Annotated in this window: 16 protein-coding genes; 5 read left to right on the top strand and 11 right to left on the bottom strand. The window is 62.0% G+C overall.

The features are described from left to right. Positions 1-22 precede the first annotated feature (22 nt). The gene (locus GLX_RS00130; RefSeq protein WP_014104030.1) at positions 23-1,483 is read left to right on the top strand and encodes a SulP family inorganic anion transporter; all 1,461 of its coding nucleotides are present in this window, start codon (positions 23-25) and stop codon (positions 1,481-1,483) included. Positions 1,484-1,816: 333 nt separating this feature from the next. Here GLX_RS00130 and GLX_RS00125 read toward each other — a convergent pair whose 3' ends face one another. The 9 genes from GLX_RS00125 to GLX_RS00085 form a co-directional block, all read right to left on the bottom strand. Then, a complete protein-coding gene (locus GLX_RS00125; RefSeq protein WP_014104029.1) occupies positions 1,817-2,704 on the bottom strand; it encodes a hypothetical protein in 888 nt (295 codons plus the stop codon). Further along, positions 2,701-3,651, bottom strand: a complete 951-nt coding sequence (locus GLX_RS00120) for an MlaD family protein (RefSeq protein ID WP_014104028.1) — start codon at positions 3,649-3,651, stop codon at positions 2,701-2,703. The genes GLX_RS00125 and GLX_RS00120 overlap by 4 nt, the downstream gene beginning before the upstream one ends. Next, positions 3,651-4,346, bottom strand: coding sequence for a P-loop NTPase family protein (locus GLX_RS00115; protein ID WP_014104027.1), 696 nt, complete (start codon positions 4,344-4,346; stop codon positions 3,651-3,653). Before GLX_RS00115 ends, GLX_RS00120 begins: the two co-directional genes overlap by 1 nt. Positions 4,347-4,348: 2 nt before the next feature. Beyond that, positions 4,349-5,242, bottom strand: a complete 894-nt coding sequence (locus tag GLX_RS00110; protein WP_014104026.1) for an MlaE family ABC transporter permease — start codon at positions 5,240-5,242, stop codon at positions 4,349-4,351. Beyond that, positions 5,239-7,581, bottom strand: coding sequence for an adenylate/guanylate cyclase domain-containing protein (locus tag GLX_RS00105; protein WP_041247017.1), 2,343 nt, complete (start codon positions 7,579-7,581; stop codon positions 5,239-5,241). Before GLX_RS00105 ends, GLX_RS00110 begins: the two co-directional genes overlap by 4 nt. Before the next feature lie 97 nt (positions 7,582-7,678). Continuing rightward, complete coding sequence (gene dnaQ / locus GLX_RS00100; RefSeq protein ID WP_014104024.1) at positions 7,679-8,359, bottom strand: DNA polymerase III subunit epsilon; 681 nt, start codon at positions 8,357-8,359, stop codon at positions 7,679-7,681. Next, positions 8,356-8,985 (bottom strand): dephospho-CoA kinase, encoded by a 630-nt coding sequence (gene coaE, locus GLX_RS00095; RefSeq protein WP_014104023.1) that lies wholly within the window; start codon positions 8,983-8,985, stop codon positions 8,356-8,358. Before coaE ends, dnaQ begins: the two co-directional genes overlap by 4 nt. 2 nt (positions 8,986-8,987) lie before the next feature. Continuing rightward, positions 8,988-9,890, bottom strand: coding sequence for a shikimate dehydrogenase (locus tag GLX_RS00090; protein WP_014104022.1), 903 nt, complete (start codon positions 9,888-9,890; stop codon positions 8,988-8,990). Between the two features lie 30 nt (positions 9,891-9,920). After that, positions 9,921-10,754 carry an N-formylglutamate amidohydrolase gene (locus GLX_RS00085; RefSeq protein WP_014104021.1) on the bottom strand — a complete coding sequence of 278 codons (834 nt, stop codon included), beginning with the start codon at positions 10,752-10,754 and terminating at the stop codon, positions 9,921-9,923. 230 nt (positions 10,755-10,984) lie between these two features. On the opposite strand from GLX_RS00085, the gene argH reads away from it, so the two are divergent. Next, positions 10,985-12,415, top strand: coding sequence for an argininosuccinate lyase (gene argH, locus GLX_RS00080; protein ID WP_014104020.1), 1,431 nt, complete (start codon positions 10,985-10,987; stop codon positions 12,413-12,415). After that, the gene (locus GLX_RS18545; protein ID WP_014104019.1) at positions 12,412-12,570 is read left to right on the top strand and encodes a hypothetical protein; all 159 of its coding nucleotides are present in this window, start codon (positions 12,412-12,414) and stop codon (positions 12,568-12,570) included. The genes argH and GLX_RS18545 overlap by 4 nt, the downstream gene beginning before the upstream one ends. Positions 12,571-12,686: 116 nt before the next feature. On the opposite strand, the gene GLX_RS00075 is transcribed toward GLX_RS18545, so the two are convergent. Beyond that, the gene (locus GLX_RS00075) at positions 12,687-13,085 is read right to left on the bottom strand and encodes a cytidine deaminase (RefSeq protein WP_014104018.1); all 399 of its coding nucleotides are present in this window, start codon (positions 13,083-13,085) and stop codon (positions 12,687-12,689) included. Between the two features lie 78 nt (positions 13,086-13,163). On the opposite strand from GLX_RS00075, the gene lysA reads away from it, so the two are divergent. Continuing rightward, on the top strand, positions 13,164-14,534 hold the full coding sequence (gene lysA, locus GLX_RS00070; RefSeq protein WP_041247485.1) for a diaminopimelate decarboxylase: 1,371 nt from the start codon (positions 13,164-13,166) through the stop codon (positions 14,532-14,534). Further along, a complete protein-coding gene (locus GLX_RS00065; protein ID WP_014104016.1) occupies positions 14,531-17,269 on the top strand; it encodes a DUF4175 domain-containing protein in 2,739 nt (912 codons plus the stop codon). The genes lysA and GLX_RS00065 overlap by 4 nt, the downstream gene beginning before the upstream one ends. 415 nt (positions 17,270-17,684) lie before the next feature. Here GLX_RS00065 and GLX_RS00060 read toward each other — a convergent pair whose 3' ends face one another. Then, positions 17,685-20,309 carry a cation:proton antiporter gene (locus tag GLX_RS00060; RefSeq protein ID WP_014104015.1) on the bottom strand — a complete coding sequence of 875 codons (2,625 nt, stop codon included), beginning with the start codon at positions 20,307-20,309 and terminating at the stop codon, positions 17,685-17,687. Between the last annotated feature and the right edge of the window lie 211 nt (positions 20,310-20,520).

Raw genomic sequence — 20,520 nt, 5'->3', positions numbered from 1 at the left:
CCTGAAAGGTTCCGTCCTACTTATGTCAGCCCTTACCCGTTACCGCCAGGAATGGTTCGGCAACATCTCGCGCGACACATTGGCCGGCATGGTCGGAACTTTTGCGCTGATCCCCGAAGTGATCGCCTTTTCCTTCGTGGCAGGCGTGGACCCGGCGGTGGGATTGTATGCCTCCTTCGTCATCAGCGTGGTGATCGCGCTGACCGGCGGCCGACCGGGCATGATATCGGGGGCAGCCGGGTCGGTGGCGCTGGTGGCGGCAGCGCTGGTGCGCGCCCATGGCGTACAATACCTGCTGGCGGCAACCCTGCTGTGCGGGCTGCTGCAGGTGGTTTTTGGTATCCTGCGCCTGCATGTGCTGATGCGCTACGTCTCGCGCCCCGTGCGGACCGGCTTTGTCAACGCGCTGGCCATCCTGATCTTTTCGGCACAGATGCCGCATATGCTGCATGTGACATGGCATACCTACGCCATGATCGCGCTTGGGCTTGCGATCATCTATTCCGTGCCACGTTTCTTCTCGACCATTCCCTCGCCACTAATCTGTATTGTGGTGCTGACGGTGGTGTCCATACTGTATCCCATGCCGTTGCATACCGTGGCCGACCTTGGCCACCTGCCTGACAGCCTGCCGCACCTGGTCTGGCCCGATGTGCCGTTCTCGCCGGCAACGCTGGGCATCATCGCCCCCTATGCACTGGCCATGGCGAGTGTAGGCGTGCTGGAATCCATGATGACCGCCCGCGTGGTAGATGACCTGACCGAGACACACAGCAGCAAGCAACGCGAATGCGTGGGCCTTGGCGTAGCCAATATCGCAGTCGGTCTGTTTGGCGGCATCGCGGGTTGCGGTATGATTGGCCAGACGGTGGGCAACCTGCGCTATGGCGGGCGGGGACGGCTTTCCACCTTCATGGCGGGCACCTTCCTGCTGCTGCTCATGGTCGCACTACGCCCGTGGGTAGCGCAGGTACCGGTGGCAGCCCTGGTTGCGATCATGATCATGGTCTCAGCCAGTACGTTCTCATGGTCCTCGCTGCGCGATCTTGCGCACCACCCGCGCACCACCAGCGTCATCATGCTGGCCACGGTTGCCGTGGTTGTCGGTACGCATGACCTTGCGGCAGGGGTTGCGGTGGGTGTGCTGCTCAATGGTCTGTTCTTTGCCTTTCAGGTCTCCAGCATGCTTACGGTCACCTGCACGCTCTCCGCCGATGGAACCGCCCGTAATTACATAGTGAACGGACAGGTCTTCTTTGCCTCATCCGACAGCTTTGCCGATGCCTTTGACCTGCATGATACGGCCCGCCACATCACCATCGACCTCACACACGCCCATCTGTGGGACATGACGGCAGCCGGTATGCTGGAGGAACTGGTGGAAAAAATGAAAATACAAGGCATGCAGGTCCAGATTATTGGCCTGAACAGTGCCACCAGCACCCTGCTCAGCCGCCATACCAGGCTACAAGGCCTGCCCTGACGCACGGCAGCAGGGCGACCGGAACAGCCAGACTCCATCGGGCAACCCAGCCTGCACAGACTGCTCCCGCCGAAGGCAGGAGCAGAGACTATCTGGAAAAAGACTGTTTCAAAACAGTCCATTCATGAAAATAGAAGGCTCGGATGTCGTTTTTTCCAGAAGTGGCATTCCCCTCGAAAGGGTTTGAAAAGCCCAGCTGGAAAAGACCCTGCAATCGTTCAGAACGTCTTGGGTAAAGCTTTGTACAGAAAGCGTCAGGAAACACCGCCTTCTTGCCAGAAGGCGATGTCTAAAAACTTTTCCCTGATTTACAGGCCCCTATAACGGGCCGCTTTATTTTTTGCGCGCGGGGGCCGCAGGTTCCACAAACGGATCAACCGCTGCCGCAGAACCCGCCTGCTTTGCCCAGCGATCGGCCGCAACCGTATCACCCGCCTGACGGGCACTCTGGCTGGCACGTACATAAAGCTGGGCAGCCGCCTGCGTGTTGCCAGAACGGTCGGCCGCGCGGGCTGCAACACCGAGTGCACGCGCCATATCACGATAATCTACATGTGTCTGACGGATTGTCGCGGCCTGCATGGCATCCTGCCAGGCTGTCTGGCTGCTACCGGCAGTGGCCAACAGGTTACGGGCCTCGACCTCCCGGGCGTCGGCGGTCCAGCTATCGGGCACCTTGCCCGTCAGGGTGGCAAAATAGGCTGCGACGGAGGCCAGAGTGGCGTGGTCTCCGCTATCATCGGCAATCAGGCCACGCACAAGCTGGGCCTTTTCCGTAACATCCGTGTCCTGACCGGCCGCAGCACGGACGGCAGCGGCAGCGGCCTCATTCTCCCGCCCCAGGCGATGGAGTGCCCCGGCCTGAACCAGATCAAGCCCGGCATCATCTGCCGTCTGCCCACGCGTAGCCAGAGCGGAACGGGTGGCCGTGATCGTGGTGAGTGCATCAGTCGGCTTGTTCTCGTTCAACTGTACGGTGGCAAGGTTGTAGCCTGCATCGCCAATTGCCGTCACATCATCACGGGCCAGCGCACGCTGGCCTGCCGCCCGGTACTGCTGTTCCGCCACGGCAAGCCGCTCCAGTCCGACGGCATCACGCCCGGTATCCATGTCCTGTGCCAGGGTTGTATCGCCGGGGGAGACAGCCTGACCGCCACCCCCACCGCATTCGGCCAGCGTGAGCGCTAGACCCAGCGCCAGATATTCTTTCTTCATTTTCATGGCTGCACCTTCTGCGGCGACAGGCGTGCGTGCCCTGTCTTTACCTTGTTGCCGCTGCCCCCCAGTATCCACAGGCCGCGCATCTGGTCGACCAGTTTCTGCAGGCTGCTCACGGTGGTCTGGGCCTGCACCATCAGGACCGGAAGCTGCTGGGTCGCATCCTTCAGGTTCCGGGTAATGGCAGGCGTCGCATTGCTCAGGTCACCCGTTGCCTTCTGCACATTGCTCATGCTGGCATTGGCCCGTTCCATTACGGTGCCAAGCTGCTTTTCGATGGGAGTCAACTGGCTAATCGTAGCGTTCAGGGAGGTGATCATCTGCTCGGCCTGACGGATCAGGTCATCATTGGTCATAAGCCGCCCGATCGAACCCTTGCCGGCATGCATGTCCGTAATGGTGGCATCCAGTATGGCCATCATGTGCTGGGCATTGTCCAGAACAGGAATGACCCGGTCACGGATATCGCTGAAGGTCTGGGTAATGGTATCAGCCGGGTTGGGGGCATTGGTGGCACCAAGCACCGCATAGCTCCAGTCAAGCTTTTCACCCACACCACGCGAGATGTCGATGTAACTCGCCCCTGCCACCACAAAGCGCTTGCGGATGATCGCCGTGCTGTCATGGCGGATATAGGGTTCGATGTCAGGATCGATTTCGGCAATGGCGTACATACCCCCACTGGGGTTGATACGCACCCGGCGCACAGTGCCGGCATGGATGCCCATGACCTCCAGGTCATCGCCGACCGACAGGCCGCTGACCCCGTCTTCAGGCAGCACGATCCGCAGCCTGCCCGCTGGCGTAAGCCAGTCACGCAGCACACCGGCCTCAATGACCGCGCCAAACAGGATGACAAGGGCCAGAAGGACAAGAATGCCCACCCATTCATCGGCATAACGGACCCGCACGAGCTGCCGGATACCATCAGACTGTTGTTTCTGGACCATTACACCACCCGCATGGAAAAAAGACCTTCGTCAAGAAGGCGCATGTGGATATTCACCGCCTTGCGATAATCACGCCATGCCGCCGCCGATCGGACGAGCCATAATACGCCGCACCCCCGATCCCGCGCGGTGGTCAGCATTTCAAGGAACGGCAGCACCGTCTCTTCGGGCAGCATGTCCGATATATCCTCCAGCACCAGCAGGGCAGGCCGCCCCATGAAGGCCCGCACACAGGCCGCACGCGCCAGATCCGCCGCCGAAAGCCGGTCCGGTGCCGAAATGGGCAGGCCCGGCAGGCCAAACCTGTGCCCCAGTTCGGTCGCATGCTGCACCACATGCTCGAACGGGTCAGTGGTATGATACAGATGCGGCAGCATGATGTTGAGATGCGTGCCAAACATGTCCAGCCAGCCGCCATGGCGCGAAATACGCCCGATCCGCCCGCGCAGCGCATTGAGCTGCCTGTCGTGCAATGCGCTCCAGTCCAGCCCCATGAACTTCACGCTCCCCTGCGTAAGCGAGATCATGCCTGTGCACAGATCGGCGAACAGGGCGGCACGCTCCACATCACGACAGTCTATGACCGCGCATTCACCGGGCATGATCCGCAGGTTGTAGGGCGCGGGCATAAGGCCGCTTTCCTCGAACGAGGGCATGACATCACGCAGTTCCAGCAGGGGGGCGTTTGCTGTCATGATCAGAAATCCAGCATGAAGAGGATGTTGACCACAAGCACCAGCATGATGCCCCGCGCAAAGCCGCGCGGCATGATGGTGGCCATCGTATCAGTGCTGCTGACGGTCAGGCCCGAGATGCACGCGCCAAGTCCCACGAAAAAGCCAACCAGCACGAACTTAAGCGGGATGATCAGGTAATCCCACGTCGTCATGGCAACAAGGACATTGAAGAAGAAGGTCCATACCGAGGAGGTGATGGCCCCGTTGGCATGCGCCACCACAAACCCCATGAGCAGCGAGACCACGGCAAAGATCATGCCCAGTGTGAAACCGCCCACCGTAAAGGCAAAGGTGCGCGGCATGACCAGCGCCAGGAAAGGATCGATGCCACGGGCCTGCAGCCCCCGCACCTCCCCCCCCAGCACCATCATCCCGATCTCGGTCAACGACAGCATGCCGCTGCGCCCCATGAGGATGATCCCCACAAGGATGGGCGCGATTTCACGCACCAGCACGGATACCAGTATGGACCCTGTCATCTGCGCCATGCCGGCATAACCCAGCCAGTACGCCGCCTGCGACACCACCATAAGCCCGGTAAGGGTTGCCGTGATGACAATGCTGAGAAATCCGCCACTGACCACCTGCCGCAATGTGGCCCGGAATTCATAGATAACCGGCCGACGCCATGAATTGGGACGCAGGCTTTCACGCAGCGTACCCCATCCCGCGCCAACCAGCAGCAGCGTGAAACGGACCTGATGGCGCATCAGGCGCCCGATGGCCGCAAGCCATGGCGCAAAGCGCTGCAGCAGCACGGCCAGACGCCCCGTGTGGTCGGGCCCGGATGGCGGAGCCATACCACGGACCTGCCCCGCGTCCTCGCCTGCCATGATGGGGGGAGTATCCGTCATCGCCGCCCGGCCAGCACGTAGGTGCGGGTCAGCCCAGCACCGGGTATGAAGAAGCGCCCGCGTTCACGGAACAGGAAATACTGCCGCAGGTCGAGATATACATCCTCCGATACCTGGATCGTGCCGACATCCGGCGCGCCCTGGGCCATCATTTCCGCCATGCCCATGGCATCGCCCCACAGGTTGAACGCCTGCGGATCCTTGCCCAACATGCCGCCATAAACCGGTCCCACATCAATGCCGATACGGAAGACGGGATCGAGATCCGCTTGCGAAAGCGCGGCCAGGGTGTTCTCGCGCATCATCAGCGCCGCATTGGCAATGCGGTAGACCGCCCCCTTGTCCGGCGTGCGTGACCATCCCGCCACACAGACCACACGGTGGCCCAGCATGCGGATGGAATACAGGCCACACTGATGCGCGATATCCTGCAGCATGGTCGCCATGGAATCGAGCAGCTTGATATTGGACGTGGGATCATTCTGGGCTGTCATCACCACATCGGACAGGCTGATCACCATGATGGCGACGGCAGGATAGTATCCCTCGACCGATGCCAGGTCGGGCGCGCCTTCCTGCCCATGCATGGACAGTGCGCCGGGACGAAGCAGGAAGCCCTGGCTAGGATCGCGCTGCGCCTCCTCCGTTGTAGGTTCGGATTCCAGTTCTTCCTTCGCTGCCGCGACGGCAGTGTAGTGCTGGGCCGAAAAGCGGGCAGCGGTCACACCTGCGATCATGTCCACAAAATGCGAGACCAGCGATGCCCGTGGCGCATCTTCCAGCGTGATCACGCCGACCGGACCGCTACTCCCCAGAATGGGACTGCAAAACAGCGCCTTGCTGCCAAAACTGCGCATATACACGCGGTAGAAGGCCACCGCGCGCTCATCTTTCGCCGCATCATCCACCACCAGCGCATCGCCATGCGATACGGAATCGAAAAAGCTTTTCATGTCGGTGGTGGACATCTCGAACCCACCGGAATGCACATCCTGCTGCCGGTCATACGAATCGATGCACATCAGGGTATGCCCGTCATGCAGGATCCGCCATATCGCGGCACGACGGGCATGAGCCTGCTCGGCCAGGCTTTCGGTCAGGACAAGGGCGTTGTCTTCGGGGTTGAACAGGTCGGGATAGCTTGCGACCGACTGCAGGGCATGGCTTTCATAACTGGCCACCGCACGTGACTGCGCGATCTGCCCGCGCATGCGGTCCGCACGCCGGGCCTGCAGGAACAGAAGTAACCCGAACCCCGATGCCATCAGCACGACCAGCACGAAGAACAGAAGGTTCTGCCGCCCGTCAGCCATGGCAAAGCGGGAGAAATCATCCTCGGGGGCAACCAGCAGCAGCACCCAGCTATCCTTGCCCACGGGCAGCTGTGCGGTAATGGTAACGTATTTCTTGTTCTTGACTGTAACGGTACGCGCACCATACCCATGCACGCGATACTGGTCGAACGCCTTGGTCATGACCGGGAAATGGTCCGGGTCAAGGGTCATCTTGTCTGAATCGCCGTGCGCCCTGGCCTGCGTTTCGGCCATGCCATGGCCTGCCACGACATGGCCGTTCTGGTCCAGCAGGATCGCGTTGCCGCTCTCACCAATCCTGAGCGAATTCAGGAAGTTGTTCAGGTGGTTGAGCGACATATTGATGGCATAGACGTAAGTCTTGCCGTTCAGTCCCTTGTACGGCACGGCGGCGGTAATGGTGATCTGCTTGGTCACTTCCACCACATAGGGGTGGGTCCAGGCCAGTTGTCCCGCCTTGACCGTATCAATAAACCAGGCGTGGGCACGCGGGTCGTAGGTGCCCGCCGACGTCTCCCACTGCTTGAGCACCTTGCCATTCGGATCGCGCAGTTGGTGCGTGAAGCTGGCCTTGGGTGTTCCCACGTCATGCAGGGTGGTTATGGTGATGTCCTGATTGTTGTCACCATGTTCGAGCGTGCTGAAATTGCCGTCGCTATCGGCGATATAGAAGGACTGGATCTGCTGCACGTTACGCAGCATGGTGCTGCTGTAACCAGTGAAGATCTTCTGCTCCACCTCCGGCACGCCATGTTCAAGCATATCACGCGCAACGATGGCCCCGGCGGATGCAGGCATGAGGAAGGAACTGACTTCCTTGGCAATATAGTCCTGCTGGCTAACCAGCAGGTCATGCGTAAGGGTCAACGCGCCGGTACGCACAGTGCGATAGGAATGCCACCCCACTCCCGCGATGATGGCAATGGCCGACACAACACCAGCCACCGGAATACCGATGTGGAACAGGAAACGCCTGATCTGGTCGGAAGGGGCAATCGAGGGATCGACAATCTCGTCCGTGGACAATGCTCTCTTCCTGTTCAAGACATCCATTGTTCTTAATGCAGCCAAGTGTACCCGAAACGGGCCACCGCGACCACCGTCTTTGTTACATAGCGCCCATTCAGTCTGCCCAGAGTGCGTCGGGCAGCTTTTCCACAAAGGCCTGATGGGCCGCGATTTCAGCCGCATCGGGTTTTACGCACACACCCGCCAGCCCTGCCGGGCGGGTATATTCGTAGGTAGCGATGCCGCCGCCCCCTTCTTCCACCGCAAGGCTCAGGCCACGCTGACGCCCCCCGGTCAGTTCAAGGTAAACCGCAGCCAGCAGCTTGCAGTCCAGCAGGGCGTTATGAGTGGTGCGTTCCGACAGGTCGATCGAAAAACGGCGGCATAGCGCATCAAGGCTGTTGGGCATGCCCGGAAAGCGCTCGCGCGCCATATCCAGCGTATCAACCATGCGCCCCATGTCGAGCACGGGCTGCTTTGCGCGCGCCAGTTCCGCGTTGAGGAATCCGAAGTCGAAGCGCGCGTTATGCGCGATCAGCGGGTCATTACCCACGAATTCCAGGAAACCGGCGGCCACTTCAGCGAATTTCGGCTTTCCTTCAAGGTCGGCACGGGTAAAGCCATGCACGCGCGATGCTTCTTCGGGCACATCGCGCTCGGGGTCGATCAGGACATGGAAATTGCGGCCCGTGGGCAGGTCACCCACCAGTTCCAGCGCCGCGATTTCAATCACCCGGTCACCCTTGAGCGGGTCAAGGCCCGTTGTTTCCGTATCGAACAGGATGGTCCGTTTCATGCGCGTATTCCTTCCGCTGCAGCCCACGCGGCGGGACTTCCCTCACGCATTGCACGCAGCAAACGCTGTATCTGCCGCACTGTTTCATGCCGCGACAGGCCGGTTTCAATCACCACATCCGCCCTGCGCCGCCGCTGGTCGTCGGGCATTTGCCGGGCCAGCACCGCATTGATCTGCGCCGGTGTCATGGTGCCACGGCGCAGCACGCGCATACGCTGGATGGAAGCAGGCGCGCTGACCACTACCACACGGTTGCATAACCGGTCGCTCCCCGTCTCGAACAGGAGCGGGATGTCCAGCACGACCCAGCGGCATCCATCCCGCCGCGCCCGTTCAAGAAAACGCTGGCGCGCGCGACGCACCAGCGGATGGATGATCGCCTCCAGCCCGTGCATGACCGCAGGGCTGGCCAGCGCTGCCGCTCGCAATGCCGCCCGGTCCAGCACGCCATCACGCACGCAGCCGGGCACAAGCCGACCAATGGCGGGCAGCGCCGCGCCATGGGGGGCCTGCAGGGCACGCACCGCAGCATCGGCATCAAACAGCCTTACACCTGCCCGCACAAGCAGTTGCGCCGTGGTGGACTTGCCCATGCCGATCCCGCCGGTCAGCCCCAGCACGCGCATGCTCAGCCCGCGCCGCCTGCCGCCGGGCGGTGCAGGTCCGCATCCAGCAGTGCCTCGACATCCGGGCCGATGCCGGGAGCCACGCCAAACCATTTTTCAAACCCGAGTCCGGCCTGATGGATCAGCATGCCCAGCCCGTCAACCGTGCGCAGTCCGTTGGCTGCCGCCCATTTCAGCAGGGCTGTCTGGCGGGGGACATAAACGATATCGCACACCACAAGTTCAGGGTCGGCCTGCGCCAGATCAAGCGGGAACTGCGCCTGGGCTGCCCCCTCCATCCCGATTGAAGTCGTGTTGACGAGCATCGTGCTGCCCGGCAGGGCACTGCCCGCCTGTGCCCAGTCAATGGCCTCAACCCCCGCCAGCGATGCAGCCAGCGCATCGGCACGGGCACGGGTGCGGTTCGCCACCACCACCCGCACACCCCGGTCCAACAGGCTGGCAGCTATGGCGCGCGCGGCCCCGCCTGCGCCCAGCAACAGGGCACTGCCACCTTTTACGGCCACGCCATGCGCCTCCACGTTGGCCACAAAGCCATCGCCATCGGTGGAATAGCCCTCGATCCTGCCATCGCTGGAAAATACCAGCGTGTTGACCGATCCCGAACGCTGGGCGGAACGGTGCAGCCGGTCCACGATCCGATAGGCGGATTCCTTATGCGGTATGGTGACATTGACGCCCCGGAACCCGGCTGCCTGCAGCCCCCGCACCGCCGTGTCGAACTGATCGGGTGCAACGGGCAGCGGTACATAAGCCCCGTTGACCCCACACTGCGCCAGCCACCAGTTATGCATGAGAGGCGAGCGCGAATGGGCCACCGGCCACCCGATCACTCCGGCCAGAAGCGTGTGCCCGTCAATCCGTGGCCTGTCCCTGCCGGGCACCGTGTCCCCTGTATTTACCATCGCATCTTCATCCGTGCCTTTTCCGTGCGCTCACCGGGCGTGGACCTGGTGGCTGAACTCCTGCCATGCCTGCGGCAGGATACGGGCCAGACGCTGCGCCCATTCCGCCTGTCCCTGCGGGGTTGCGACCAAGTCCTGGCGTATCTCGATTTCAAGATAGGGCAGGCCACGCCCTTCGGCATGGACCGGCACGGTATAGTCGCTGGCATCGGTCAGGGCATAAGGCTCGTTACTGCCGACCACCAGCCCCTCTTCCGCCGCCAACAGGTCACGCACGCGCAGGCCAAAGGCGGGATTGCGGTTGTGCAGCACACCGGTATGCCAGGGGCGATCCTGCCCGTTCATGCAATCGGTAAAGCTGTGCAGCGAGACCAGCACCACCGGCAGCCCGGCTTCCAGCCGCATCGAGATCTCATCACCGATCTGCTGGTGGTAGGGCAGAAATATCTCCTCTACCCGGCAGCCTTCCTGCGCGGCGGAAATGTCGGTATTGGCGGGCACGGATGTGCCATCGCTGTGCCGCACGATAGAAGTCGGGTGGCCCGGCGCGCGGTTGCAGTCGATCACAAGACGGGAATACGTCTGCTCGATCAGCAGGCAGTCCAGGTGCTGCGCCAGCAGTCGCCCGGTCTCGGCCATGCCCAGGTCGCAGGCGATATGGCGCGCCCGGTCATGCGCGCTGACCCCCATATCCCCCAATGCTGCGGGAATGGCGCAGCCCGCGTGGTCACTGACCAGAACAAAGGGGAGACCAGGCGGCGGAAAGCCACCATCCATTACCGATGTGCCGAACTGGATGACAGGAGCCGGGTCATCACGCGTCAGCAAACGTGACGGTTCCTGCGCAAGGGCTGCATGTTGCATTGTAGCGGGGCGTCCTCTGCCATGGGCGGGTTGGAAGCCGACCCTACAGGCCCGGCGACAGGAACGAAAGACCCCATGCCCACGCACCCTACCCTGTCTGCCGCATGGCACACCGTGGGCAGGGTGATTGTATCTGGCGCGGCACCCCGGTAGGGTGCGCCACGTCATGCCGTGATGCCACGGTGGGTAAGAGACGATCATTTTCACACTTTGGGTAGCTGGAATACAGGATGCCGGGGAACGCAAAAACGCCGACGGATCAGGACGCACACAAGGCCAATGCACAGTGGGGCGGCCGGTTTGCCGGAGGGCCTGCGGCAATCATGCAGGACATCAACGCCTCGATCGGCTTTGACAAGGCCCTATGGCGACAGGACATAGCAGGCTCGAAAGCCCATGCCGCCATGCTGGCGAAAACCGGTATCATTCCTGCAGCCGATGCCGCCGCCATTACCGAAGGGCTGGAGCAGATCGGCAGTGAGATCGCGGCGGGCACCTTTGAATTCAGCACCGCACTTGAAGATATTCACATGAATATCGAAGCCCGCCTGTCCGACCGGATTGGTGAGGCAGGCAAGCGCCTGCACACGGCGCGCTCGCGCAATGACCAGGTCGCCACCGATTTCCGCCTGTGGGTGCGCGATGCGATGGACGGGCTGGACCAGCAGGCGGCCTCGCTGCAACGCGCGCTGGCGCGCCGGGCGCTGGAGCACGCGGCCACTCCCATGCCCGGCTTCACCCACCTGCAGACCGCACAACCCGTAACCTTCGGTCATCACCTGATGGCCTATGTGGAAATGCTGGCCCGTGACCGGGGCAGGCTTGCCGATGCACGTCGCAGGCTTAATGAGTCCCCCCTGGGTTCGGCAGCACTTGCGGGCACGTCCTTCCCCATTGACCGCGACATGACGGCGCATGCGCTGGGATTCGACCGCCCCACCGCCAATTCGCTCGATGCCGTGTCGGACCGGGACTTTGCGCTGGAATACCTCTCTGCCCTGTCCATCATGGCGATGCACCTTTCACGGCTGGCGGAAGAGATCGTGATCTGGTGCTCGGCCCCCTTCTCTTTTATCCGCCTGTCCGATGCGTTTACCACCGGCTCCTCCATCATGCCGCAAAAGCGCAACCCCGATGCCGCCGAGCTGGTCCGCGCCAAGGGCGGGCGCATTACCGGCGCGCTGGTGGGTCTGCTTACAGTCATGAAGGGGCTGCCGCTGGCCTATGCCAAGGACATGCAGGAGGACAAGGAACCCGTCTTTGCCGCAACCGATGCCGCAAGCCTCAGCCTGGCCGCGATGGACGGCATGATCCGTGACCTGAGCGTGAACACACAGCAGATGCGCGCCTATGCCGGATCAGGCTTTTCCACCGCCACCGACCTGGCCGACTGGCTTGTACGCGTGCTCAAGGTACCCTTCCGCACCGCGCACCACGTAACGGGGCGGCTTGTTGGCAAGGCGGAAGCAAAAGGCGTTGGTCTGGCTGACCTGACGCTGGAGGAAATGCAGGCGGAGGAAGCTGGCATCACGGCCGATATCTTCTCGGTGCTGACGGTCGATTCCTCCATTGCTTCGCGCACCAGTTACGGCGGCACGGCGGCTGATAACGTGCGCGCCCAGGCCACGCGCTGGCTCGATACGCTGGGGACAGCATCATGAAGGCACGTACCCGCCTACGCGCGCTTGTACTGATAGCGGCAGGCATGCTGGTCCTAACCACGACCCTTGGCGCGTGCGGGCGCATCGGGCCGCCACACCAGCCGTCCTCCAGCCCGCGTGACTATTACCGGACCTATCCCAGTCCGGACCGCTAAAAAGCCACTTCCAGCCGCCATCGGGCAAATAACTGGAAATTCTGGGGAAGTTTGTGGGAATGCCGCCTTTTTGCAAAAGGACAGCACCCGGGAACTTCTTTTATCTCCATAACCGCTCAGGCCAGATTTTCCGGCCCGAAACTATCCGGCAGCAGTTCCGCCAGCGTACGCACCAGGAGTACGGATCCGTTGGCGGAAACCATGGTGACCGGCGTTTGCGGCACCGCAAACTCACGGATCTTCTGCCTGCATCCTCCGCAGGGCGTGCACGCGGTGTCCCCCCCACCACATACCACGATACGGCGGATCTGGCGTCCGCCCGCCATCACCATGGCTGCTATGGCGCCGGCCTCGGCGCAGGTACCTTCGGGGTAGGCCGCGTTTTCCACATTGCACCCGGCAAAGACACGGCCATCTTCCGTCTCCAGTGCAGCCCCCACCTGAAAGCGCGAATAGGGCGCATAGGCGCGCCCACGCGCATCAATGGCAGACTTTACAAGGGGCGTGATATCCATAACCGGTTGTCCTTCTCGTTCTTTCCTGCGCCAGACACCTTGGAAGGGAGGGGGCAAGGCGGTATCGTGCATTCCATCATGGCTGAAGCTCCCCCTCCCTGTCACGGACAGGATCCCTCCGTTGCCGCCCTTCTGGCCGTCCGTCCGGCGCTGTCCATGCATGCCATGGACGGACTTGTACTGGAAGACGTGCCCCTGAACGCCATAGCCGATGCGCTGGGCACCCCCACATGGGTCATGAGTGCCGGCACGCTACGCGCGCGCTACCGGCACCTTGCAGCGGCGTTCAGGGCTACCGGGCAGGCGGTTTCCATTCACTTCGCCGTCAAGGCCAACGACCATCTGGCCGTGTTGCGCGTGCTGGCCGCCGAAGGGGCCGGGGCGGATGTGGTCAGCGGTGGCGAACTGCGCCGCGCCATGGCGGCGGGCATACCGGCGGGGCGCATCGTCTTTTCCGGCGTTGGCAAGACCGTAGTCGAAATGCAGGCCGCCCTGCGCGTCGGCATTGCCCAGATCAATGTGGAAAGTGCGGAGGAACTGGAACTCCTCTCCATCGTGGCGCAGGCCGAAGGGCTGGAAGCACCTGTGGCCCTGCGCATCAACCCCGATGTGGATGCCGGCACCCATGCCAAGATTACCACTGGTCTTGCCACCAACAAATTTGGCATTCCCTATAATCGCGCGGTCGAACTGTATGCCCATGCGGCAAGCCTGCCCGGCATTCGCCCCGTGGGGCTGGCCATGCATATCGGCAGCCAGATCGTGCGCATGCAGCCCTATCGCACGGCCTATGCAAGGCTGGCGGCCCTTGTCCACGCCATCCGCGCACGTGGTCTGAAGGTCGATGTACTGGATTGCGGCGGGGGCCTGGGCATTTCCTACCGCGATGAAACCGAAGGCGCGCCCGAGGCACTGGCCGCAGCCATCCATACCGAACTGGGTGGACTGGACACACATCTGGCCATCGAGCCGGGGCGGTGGCTTGCCGGTCCTGCCGGGGTGCTGCTGAGCACGGTCATCCTGCGCAAACGCGGCTATGACGGCATGCCGCCCTTTCTCGTGCTGGATGCGGCCATGAACGACCTCATGCGCCCTAGCCTGTATGATGCATGGCATGGCATCATCCCGCTTGCCGCCACCACGGCGGCAGCCAAAGAAGAACAGGTGCATGTGGTAGGGCCAGTGTGTGAAAGTGGCGATACCTTCGGCCATGACCGCACCCTGCCGCATATGGAGGCAGGTGCGCGCGTGGCCCTGCTGGATTGCGGGGCGTATGGCATGGTGATGAGTTCAACCTATAACGCCCGCCCGCTGGCGGCTCAGGTCATGGTGGATGGCAGTCGCTGGGCCGTGATCCGTGAGCGGCAGACGGTCGAGGAACTCTGGGCCGCCGACAGCATTCCCCAATGGGTGAACCAGACCCTTCTCCCATCTGGCGGAGGCCTATGACAGTCGGGCAGAACAGCCCCCAGACAAGTGGCGGCCTGCCGCAACGCCTGGCCCGTGCCCGCCAGCAGGCGCACCGTGTCCTGTGGGCGGAACGGTTGTGGCCGCTCATGCTGCCTGCGGCCGATGCGGCCATGGGTGTTGCGCTGCTGGGCCTGACACGCCTGCCCCAGCACCTGCCTGACAGCCTGCATGCCCTGCTGCTGGGGGGCTGTGTTGCGGGTACGGTTTATATCACGGGGCGGCTGTGGCGCAGGCTGCGTCCCCCCACCCCTGCCGAAACAGATCGCCGCGTGGAGCAGGCATCCGGCCTGACCGGCCAGCCCCTGCGTACATTGCAGGACCATCCCGCCAACGCCCCGACACCAGAAATCACCTATCTGTGGCACCTTCACCTCCAGCGCACCAAGGCGGCACTGGACCACCTGCGTGGCGGATGGCCGCGCCTGGGCCTGCCGGATGGGCGCTGGTGGGCCGCAACCCCTCTACTGGCCTTACTGCTGGCAGGCGGCATGGCCTGGAATGGTGCTCATGCCCCCAGCCGTATTCTGGCCGCCTTCATTCCCGGCGTGGATGATGCCGACACACCTGCCCCCCAGATCAATGCCTGGATCACCTTGCCCGATTATGCCCCCGGCGCCCCGGTTTTCCTTGACGCCACGCATGGCACCGCAACCGTACCCGCAGGCGCACAGCTGAGTGTCACGCTGAACGGGCTGGCCGGTCAGCCAGCCCTGCGCATGCGCGGGGCGCAGCAGCCCGCCATCGGCCCGCACGCCTTTCACGCACTGGGCAATGACAGTTGGAACACGCAGGCCACCCTGCTTGCCAGTGGCCAGATTACCCTGCGCGGCCGGGGCCGGACATTGGCGCGGTGGACCCTGCACATCACCCCCAATCCCGCCCCTGATGTGGCATGGGGCAAGGACCCCGGCAGCCAGGAGGGGGAATGGCGGACCCGCCTGCCCTACCATGTGGCCCAGCCTTACGGCATCGCTTCCCTCCATGCCGAACTGGTCATGCCCGACAGCCCGCATGATGTGCTGGATGTGCCTATTGCGCTCAATGGCCAGCCGCGCAAGGCCGATGATATGGCAACGCCCGACCTGTCACAGAACCCGTGGGCGGGAGAGGACGTGACCGCCCGTCTGGTCGCCACCAGCAACAGCGGCATGAGTGCAACATCCGCCCCTGTGCACCTGCGCATTGGCGCACGCGTGTTCAACAACCCACTGGCCAAGGCCATTCTGGACATACGCAAGCGCGTGGCCCTGCACCGTGAAAACCGCGTACAGGCCGGGCGTGAACTCCTGTCGCTGGGGCAGGCCGATACCATGCTGACCCATCATGTGGGCCTGCTGGTGGCACTGACCAGTACTGCCGCCATTCTGGGCAGCGATGACGTGACGGATGACTATGCCATAAATCAGGCTACCGGGAGGCTGTGGTTCCTGGCGCTGGATATTGAACATAACCGTCGTGACATGGATAACGCACAGGCCGATTTTGGCGTACAGACGGCACAGGAAGCCGTACGCCAGCAACTTGAGCACATGCGTGAAATGGGCCCGAAGGGACAGGGTCCTGACCAGCAGGCGGAACTCCAGCACCGTATGCAGGCGCTCAAGGATGCGATTTCACGCAAGATGCAGGCACTGGCGCAGCAGGCCATGCGCGATCATTCCGCCATGCCCGCCATTCCAGAAATGACATCACGCGGGGAGCAGAACCTCGCGCAGATGATGCAGCAGTTGCAGGAAGACGCGGCAGGCGGTCACAACGCCGATGCCATGCAGAAACTCCAGCAGATGGAGGATATAGCAGAAGGCATGCGCAACGCCACTCCGCAGGACATGGTGGAACTCGCCCGGCAGATGCAGGCCCGCCAGCAGGCAATGGAACTGCGCCGCGCCCTGCGTGACCTTGTCAGCCGCCAGGCACAACTGCTTGACCATGCCCAGCTACGCATGGACCAGGACCAGCGCCAGCGTGACCAGGAAGCGGCAAGCCACCAGACCGACATGGATGCGGATGGCGCGGACCTATCCACCATGTCCACGGCAGACCTGCTACGGCAACTGGGCATTTCCCAGCCTGGCGGCGCACCCCAACCCCAGTCCGCCGCACCACCACCTGCCACCAGCATGACACCGGAAGCCCGCACCGCCCAGCAGCACGCGGACCGCGCGGTGCAGCATGCCCTTGCCCGCGCTGTGCATGAACTGCAGCGCGAGTTCAAGCAGTTGGGCGGCAAGGACATGCCCGCACTGGACAAGGCGCAGACAGACATGAAAGCCGTGCGCGCAGCCCTTGGCGCAGGCAGGGACCCCGATGCAGCAAGCGCCGAGAAGAAGGTCCTGGCCGACCTGCAACAGGGTAGCCAGCAGATGCGCAAATCCATGCGCAGCCAGAGTGCGCAGGGAGCCATGACCGTTTTCCTGCCCATGCTTTCACACGAAAATGGCAAGGGCAGCCATGGCAGCGGCGGCAACCATCCCGCCAGCGAGGATGACGAGGACGATACCGACCAGCAGGCCGAGGGCAGCGGTGACCGCGACCCGCTGGGTCGCAAGACCGGTGGTACCCATGCCGGCATGGATAACGACACCCATCTGCCAGACAAGGCCAGCCGCGAGCGCGCCCGCGAGATCGAGCAAGAATTACGCCGCCGCGATGCCGACCGCACCCGTCCGCCAGAGGAGCTGGAATATCTAGACCGCCTGCTGCGCGCTTTCTAACGCGATTCCACCGAAAACCGGTTCGGTGAAAATGCTCTGGTTTATTATTTTTACGAAAATCTTCACCCGTTTGAGTGCATGCATTCAAAAGTGCCTGCGGTCCCCTCTGGCAGACGGCCAGCAAGGCCAGCCCGGAAAATATTCTCGAACCACAAGACGGTTTTCTGGTAAAGCGTCGAAGAATGTCGTCTTTTTGAAAGATGCCAGCATTTGAAAACTTTGACTGTTTTTTATCAATCGGTTGTTTTCAAGCCGTCTCCCTGACTTGAGTCACCCATACATCATGAAGATGGTTCGGTGCATTACCGGACAAGCAGTTCAAACGGCTTCGCGCTGGCGACACGACGTGACCGGGCAGGGCAACGTGGCAAGGCGTGGAGAGTCCCTGCCACCGACATACCTCTTTTCTCTCCGGTCAGGCGTCGCTTGCCTGATTGTCCTGCCGCACTGGAAGGGCACGAGAAACAGGGGCGATGGCCAGGTCGATCGCATCGTAGGATGGTGGGTTTTCCGGCGCATCCTGCCCATCCTGCGGCAGAAGCTGCGCATCGGGCAGTTCACCTTTGTTCCGCGCCTGTGTCAGACGTTCCAGGTTTTCACCAATGCGCGGATAGTCTTCCACTAGCTTGCGGAAGTTGCGTGCGCTCATTGTCATGAAATGCCCGAACTGCAACGAACGGCTTGTGGCCGTGACGCGCTCATCCTTCAGCGCCTCTTCCCCACCCAGCACAGCACCCGCACCAAAGCGTACATCATGCTTGGGATAATGCGTCTCCGCCAGGCCCGCGCTGATGAAGTAGACCGTACGCACCTTCTGGCCCTTGCGGTAAAGCCGCTCACCGGGGGAGGAGAAGTGGATCGACATCTTCATCGCCACGTCATGCAACACACCATCGGGCACGCCCTCAAACAGGGGGAAATTGTGGATGCGGCTCTCGATCCCGGCGCGAATGTTGAATTTCAGCCTGAAATCCAGCTGCTCCCGTCGGTGTTCCACATCTTTGTGCAGTTCGCGATGCAGTTCCTCGCTCAGCAGCGAATCAGCCATCAGGGTATCGTATTTTTCTTCTTCCAGTCTGAGTGCTATCTGGCGCAGCATCCGGTTTTCCAACGCTTCGGAATAACCATGGTAATGTAGCCGCAGGGTCTGCAGCGCTTCATCAAGCAGCTTGCACTGGCGACCCAGCACCTCACCCACGATCTCGCTGATACGCGAACCGAGCGTCGGCTCCATGCGCTGGCGCATGAACCGTGTGAGGGACAGCGAGACGAAATAGCCGATCATCAGCATCTCGAAACGCTCCATCATGCAGTACATGAGAGGCATGTCGAAATTGAAGCGATGATGGATGACCTGCGCCACACGGAAACGCAGCGAGGGCCGCAGCCTGCGCCGCAGGGCACGCACATACCCAAAGCGCCCTTCCAGCCGCGCGCCATCCACCATCGCTTCCGCCGAGCGCAGCAGCGTTTCCATGACCCGGCGCGACAGCCCCTGTATGCGAAACATATCCAGCAGGATGGAACGCTCGCGATTGGCGATCACAATCAGCGCCAGTGTCACACGCTGCCGGTCCCCCAGCGCGGTATCAAAGGTATTGGCCTGTTCCTCGGAATGGACGCGGCGATCAAGCACATCGACTACAGTCGTGGTGACATTGGGCGAAAAACCAAGCTCGCCCGCCACTTCACGTGTTTGGTCGCGCACTTCGCCAAGCCCGATGGCCAGTATCTGGTGACGCAGCGCCTGATCGATCAGCGGCAACTGGTCAAGCTTGAGAAACAGCACGAGATAACGCAGCGACAGGCCGTTGACGAACAGCGTGATCAGCACGAAGCCCGTGGCGATGATGCCGATGAAATGGGCGATGCTGCTGGAGACATGCTCGTTCTCGGTCACTGCCAGCGCCAGCGCCAGCGTAATCGCACCCCGCAAGCCACCCCACACCATTGTTACCTTGAACGGCGTGGGCACCGGGGGGGACAGCTTGGTAGCGGCAAGCACGGGCAGCATGCCGAACACCACGGCCCCACGGGCCAGCAACCCGGCACCTGCCGCCAGCAGGATCAGCACGCAGTCCCATTTGGTCATGCCCACCAGCAGACGCGGCACCAGCATGGAAGCCAGCACAAACACCAGTGACCCCGCCCAGAACACAAGCTGCTGCCACAGTTCGTTAAGGAACCGCCATGTCTGTGGCCGGAAGGTGGAAGGGCCATAAATGGAAATGGTCAGCCCTGATGCCGCCGTTGCCACCACGCCGGAGAAGCCCAGGAATTCATCACAGACAATATAGGCCAGGTATGGAAGTGCGACCGTAAGCGTGACCTCGGCGGCAGGGGCCGCACCCAGTGCCGGAATGAGCATGAGCGTCAGACGCCCGAACACCACGCCAATGATGAGTGCGCCGATGAAGGAGACGAAAAACTCCAGCATCGCGCCGCCCAGCATGATCTTGTGGTGCGAGGTGATGGAACCGAGCAGGATGGTGAAAATGGAAATGGCCGCGGCATCATTGAGCAGCGCCTCGCCTTCCACCAGGCGGGTCAGACGGCTTGCGGCACCAATTTCCTTGAATATGCCCGCCACTGCCGACGGGTCGGTCGTCGCTACAATGGAACCCAGTAGCAGACACACCGCCAGCGGCATGCCCGCAAAGGGATAGAGCGCGAAACCGATCGCGGCCGTGGATACGGCCACCGCCACAACGGCCAGCAGCAGCACGGTGGCGGTTTCGTGCGCAAGTCTGCGCACGTCAATGCCCAAGGCCCCTTGAAACACCAGTATGGGCAGGAAGATCAGCAGGAACGCTTCACTGTTGAGCGGAAAATCCAGCAGCGTCTGGGCCGCGCCACTGAAGATGTCCAGATGGGAATTGCGCAGCACAAGGTCGGCCGCCCCACCGATCACGATGCCCACAATGGCAAGCAGGACAGTTTCGGACAGTTCCAGACGACGGGCAAGCGGTTGCACCGCACTGACCACGACAAGCAGTACGGCAATTGCCATCAGGATTGCTGCCAGACCCGCTATCTCCATTCAAAATCCCCGATTCACGGCCAGATGACGACTATAGTCCAATCCTAGTGACCGACCATGAACAGATTATGTTCATTATATTACGGATCAGCGAAACGGGACCTGATATGATCGATATCCGGCGACAAGGAAAAATTCCCTCACTGACCCGGTGATCAAGTATCAATAATGCCACATGTCCGTTGCAGGAACAACACAGGCCAGATCACAT

It is taken from the genome of Komagataeibacter medellinensis NBRC 3288 (assembly GCF_000182745.2).
In the GTDB taxonomy this organism is placed as follows: Bacteria; Pseudomonadota; Alphaproteobacteria; order Acetobacterales; family Acetobacteraceae; genus Komagataeibacter; species Komagataeibacter medellinensis.
The sequence above is the reverse complement of the archived record's forward strand: the minus strand, read 5'-3'. Positions and strand labels throughout refer to the sequence as shown.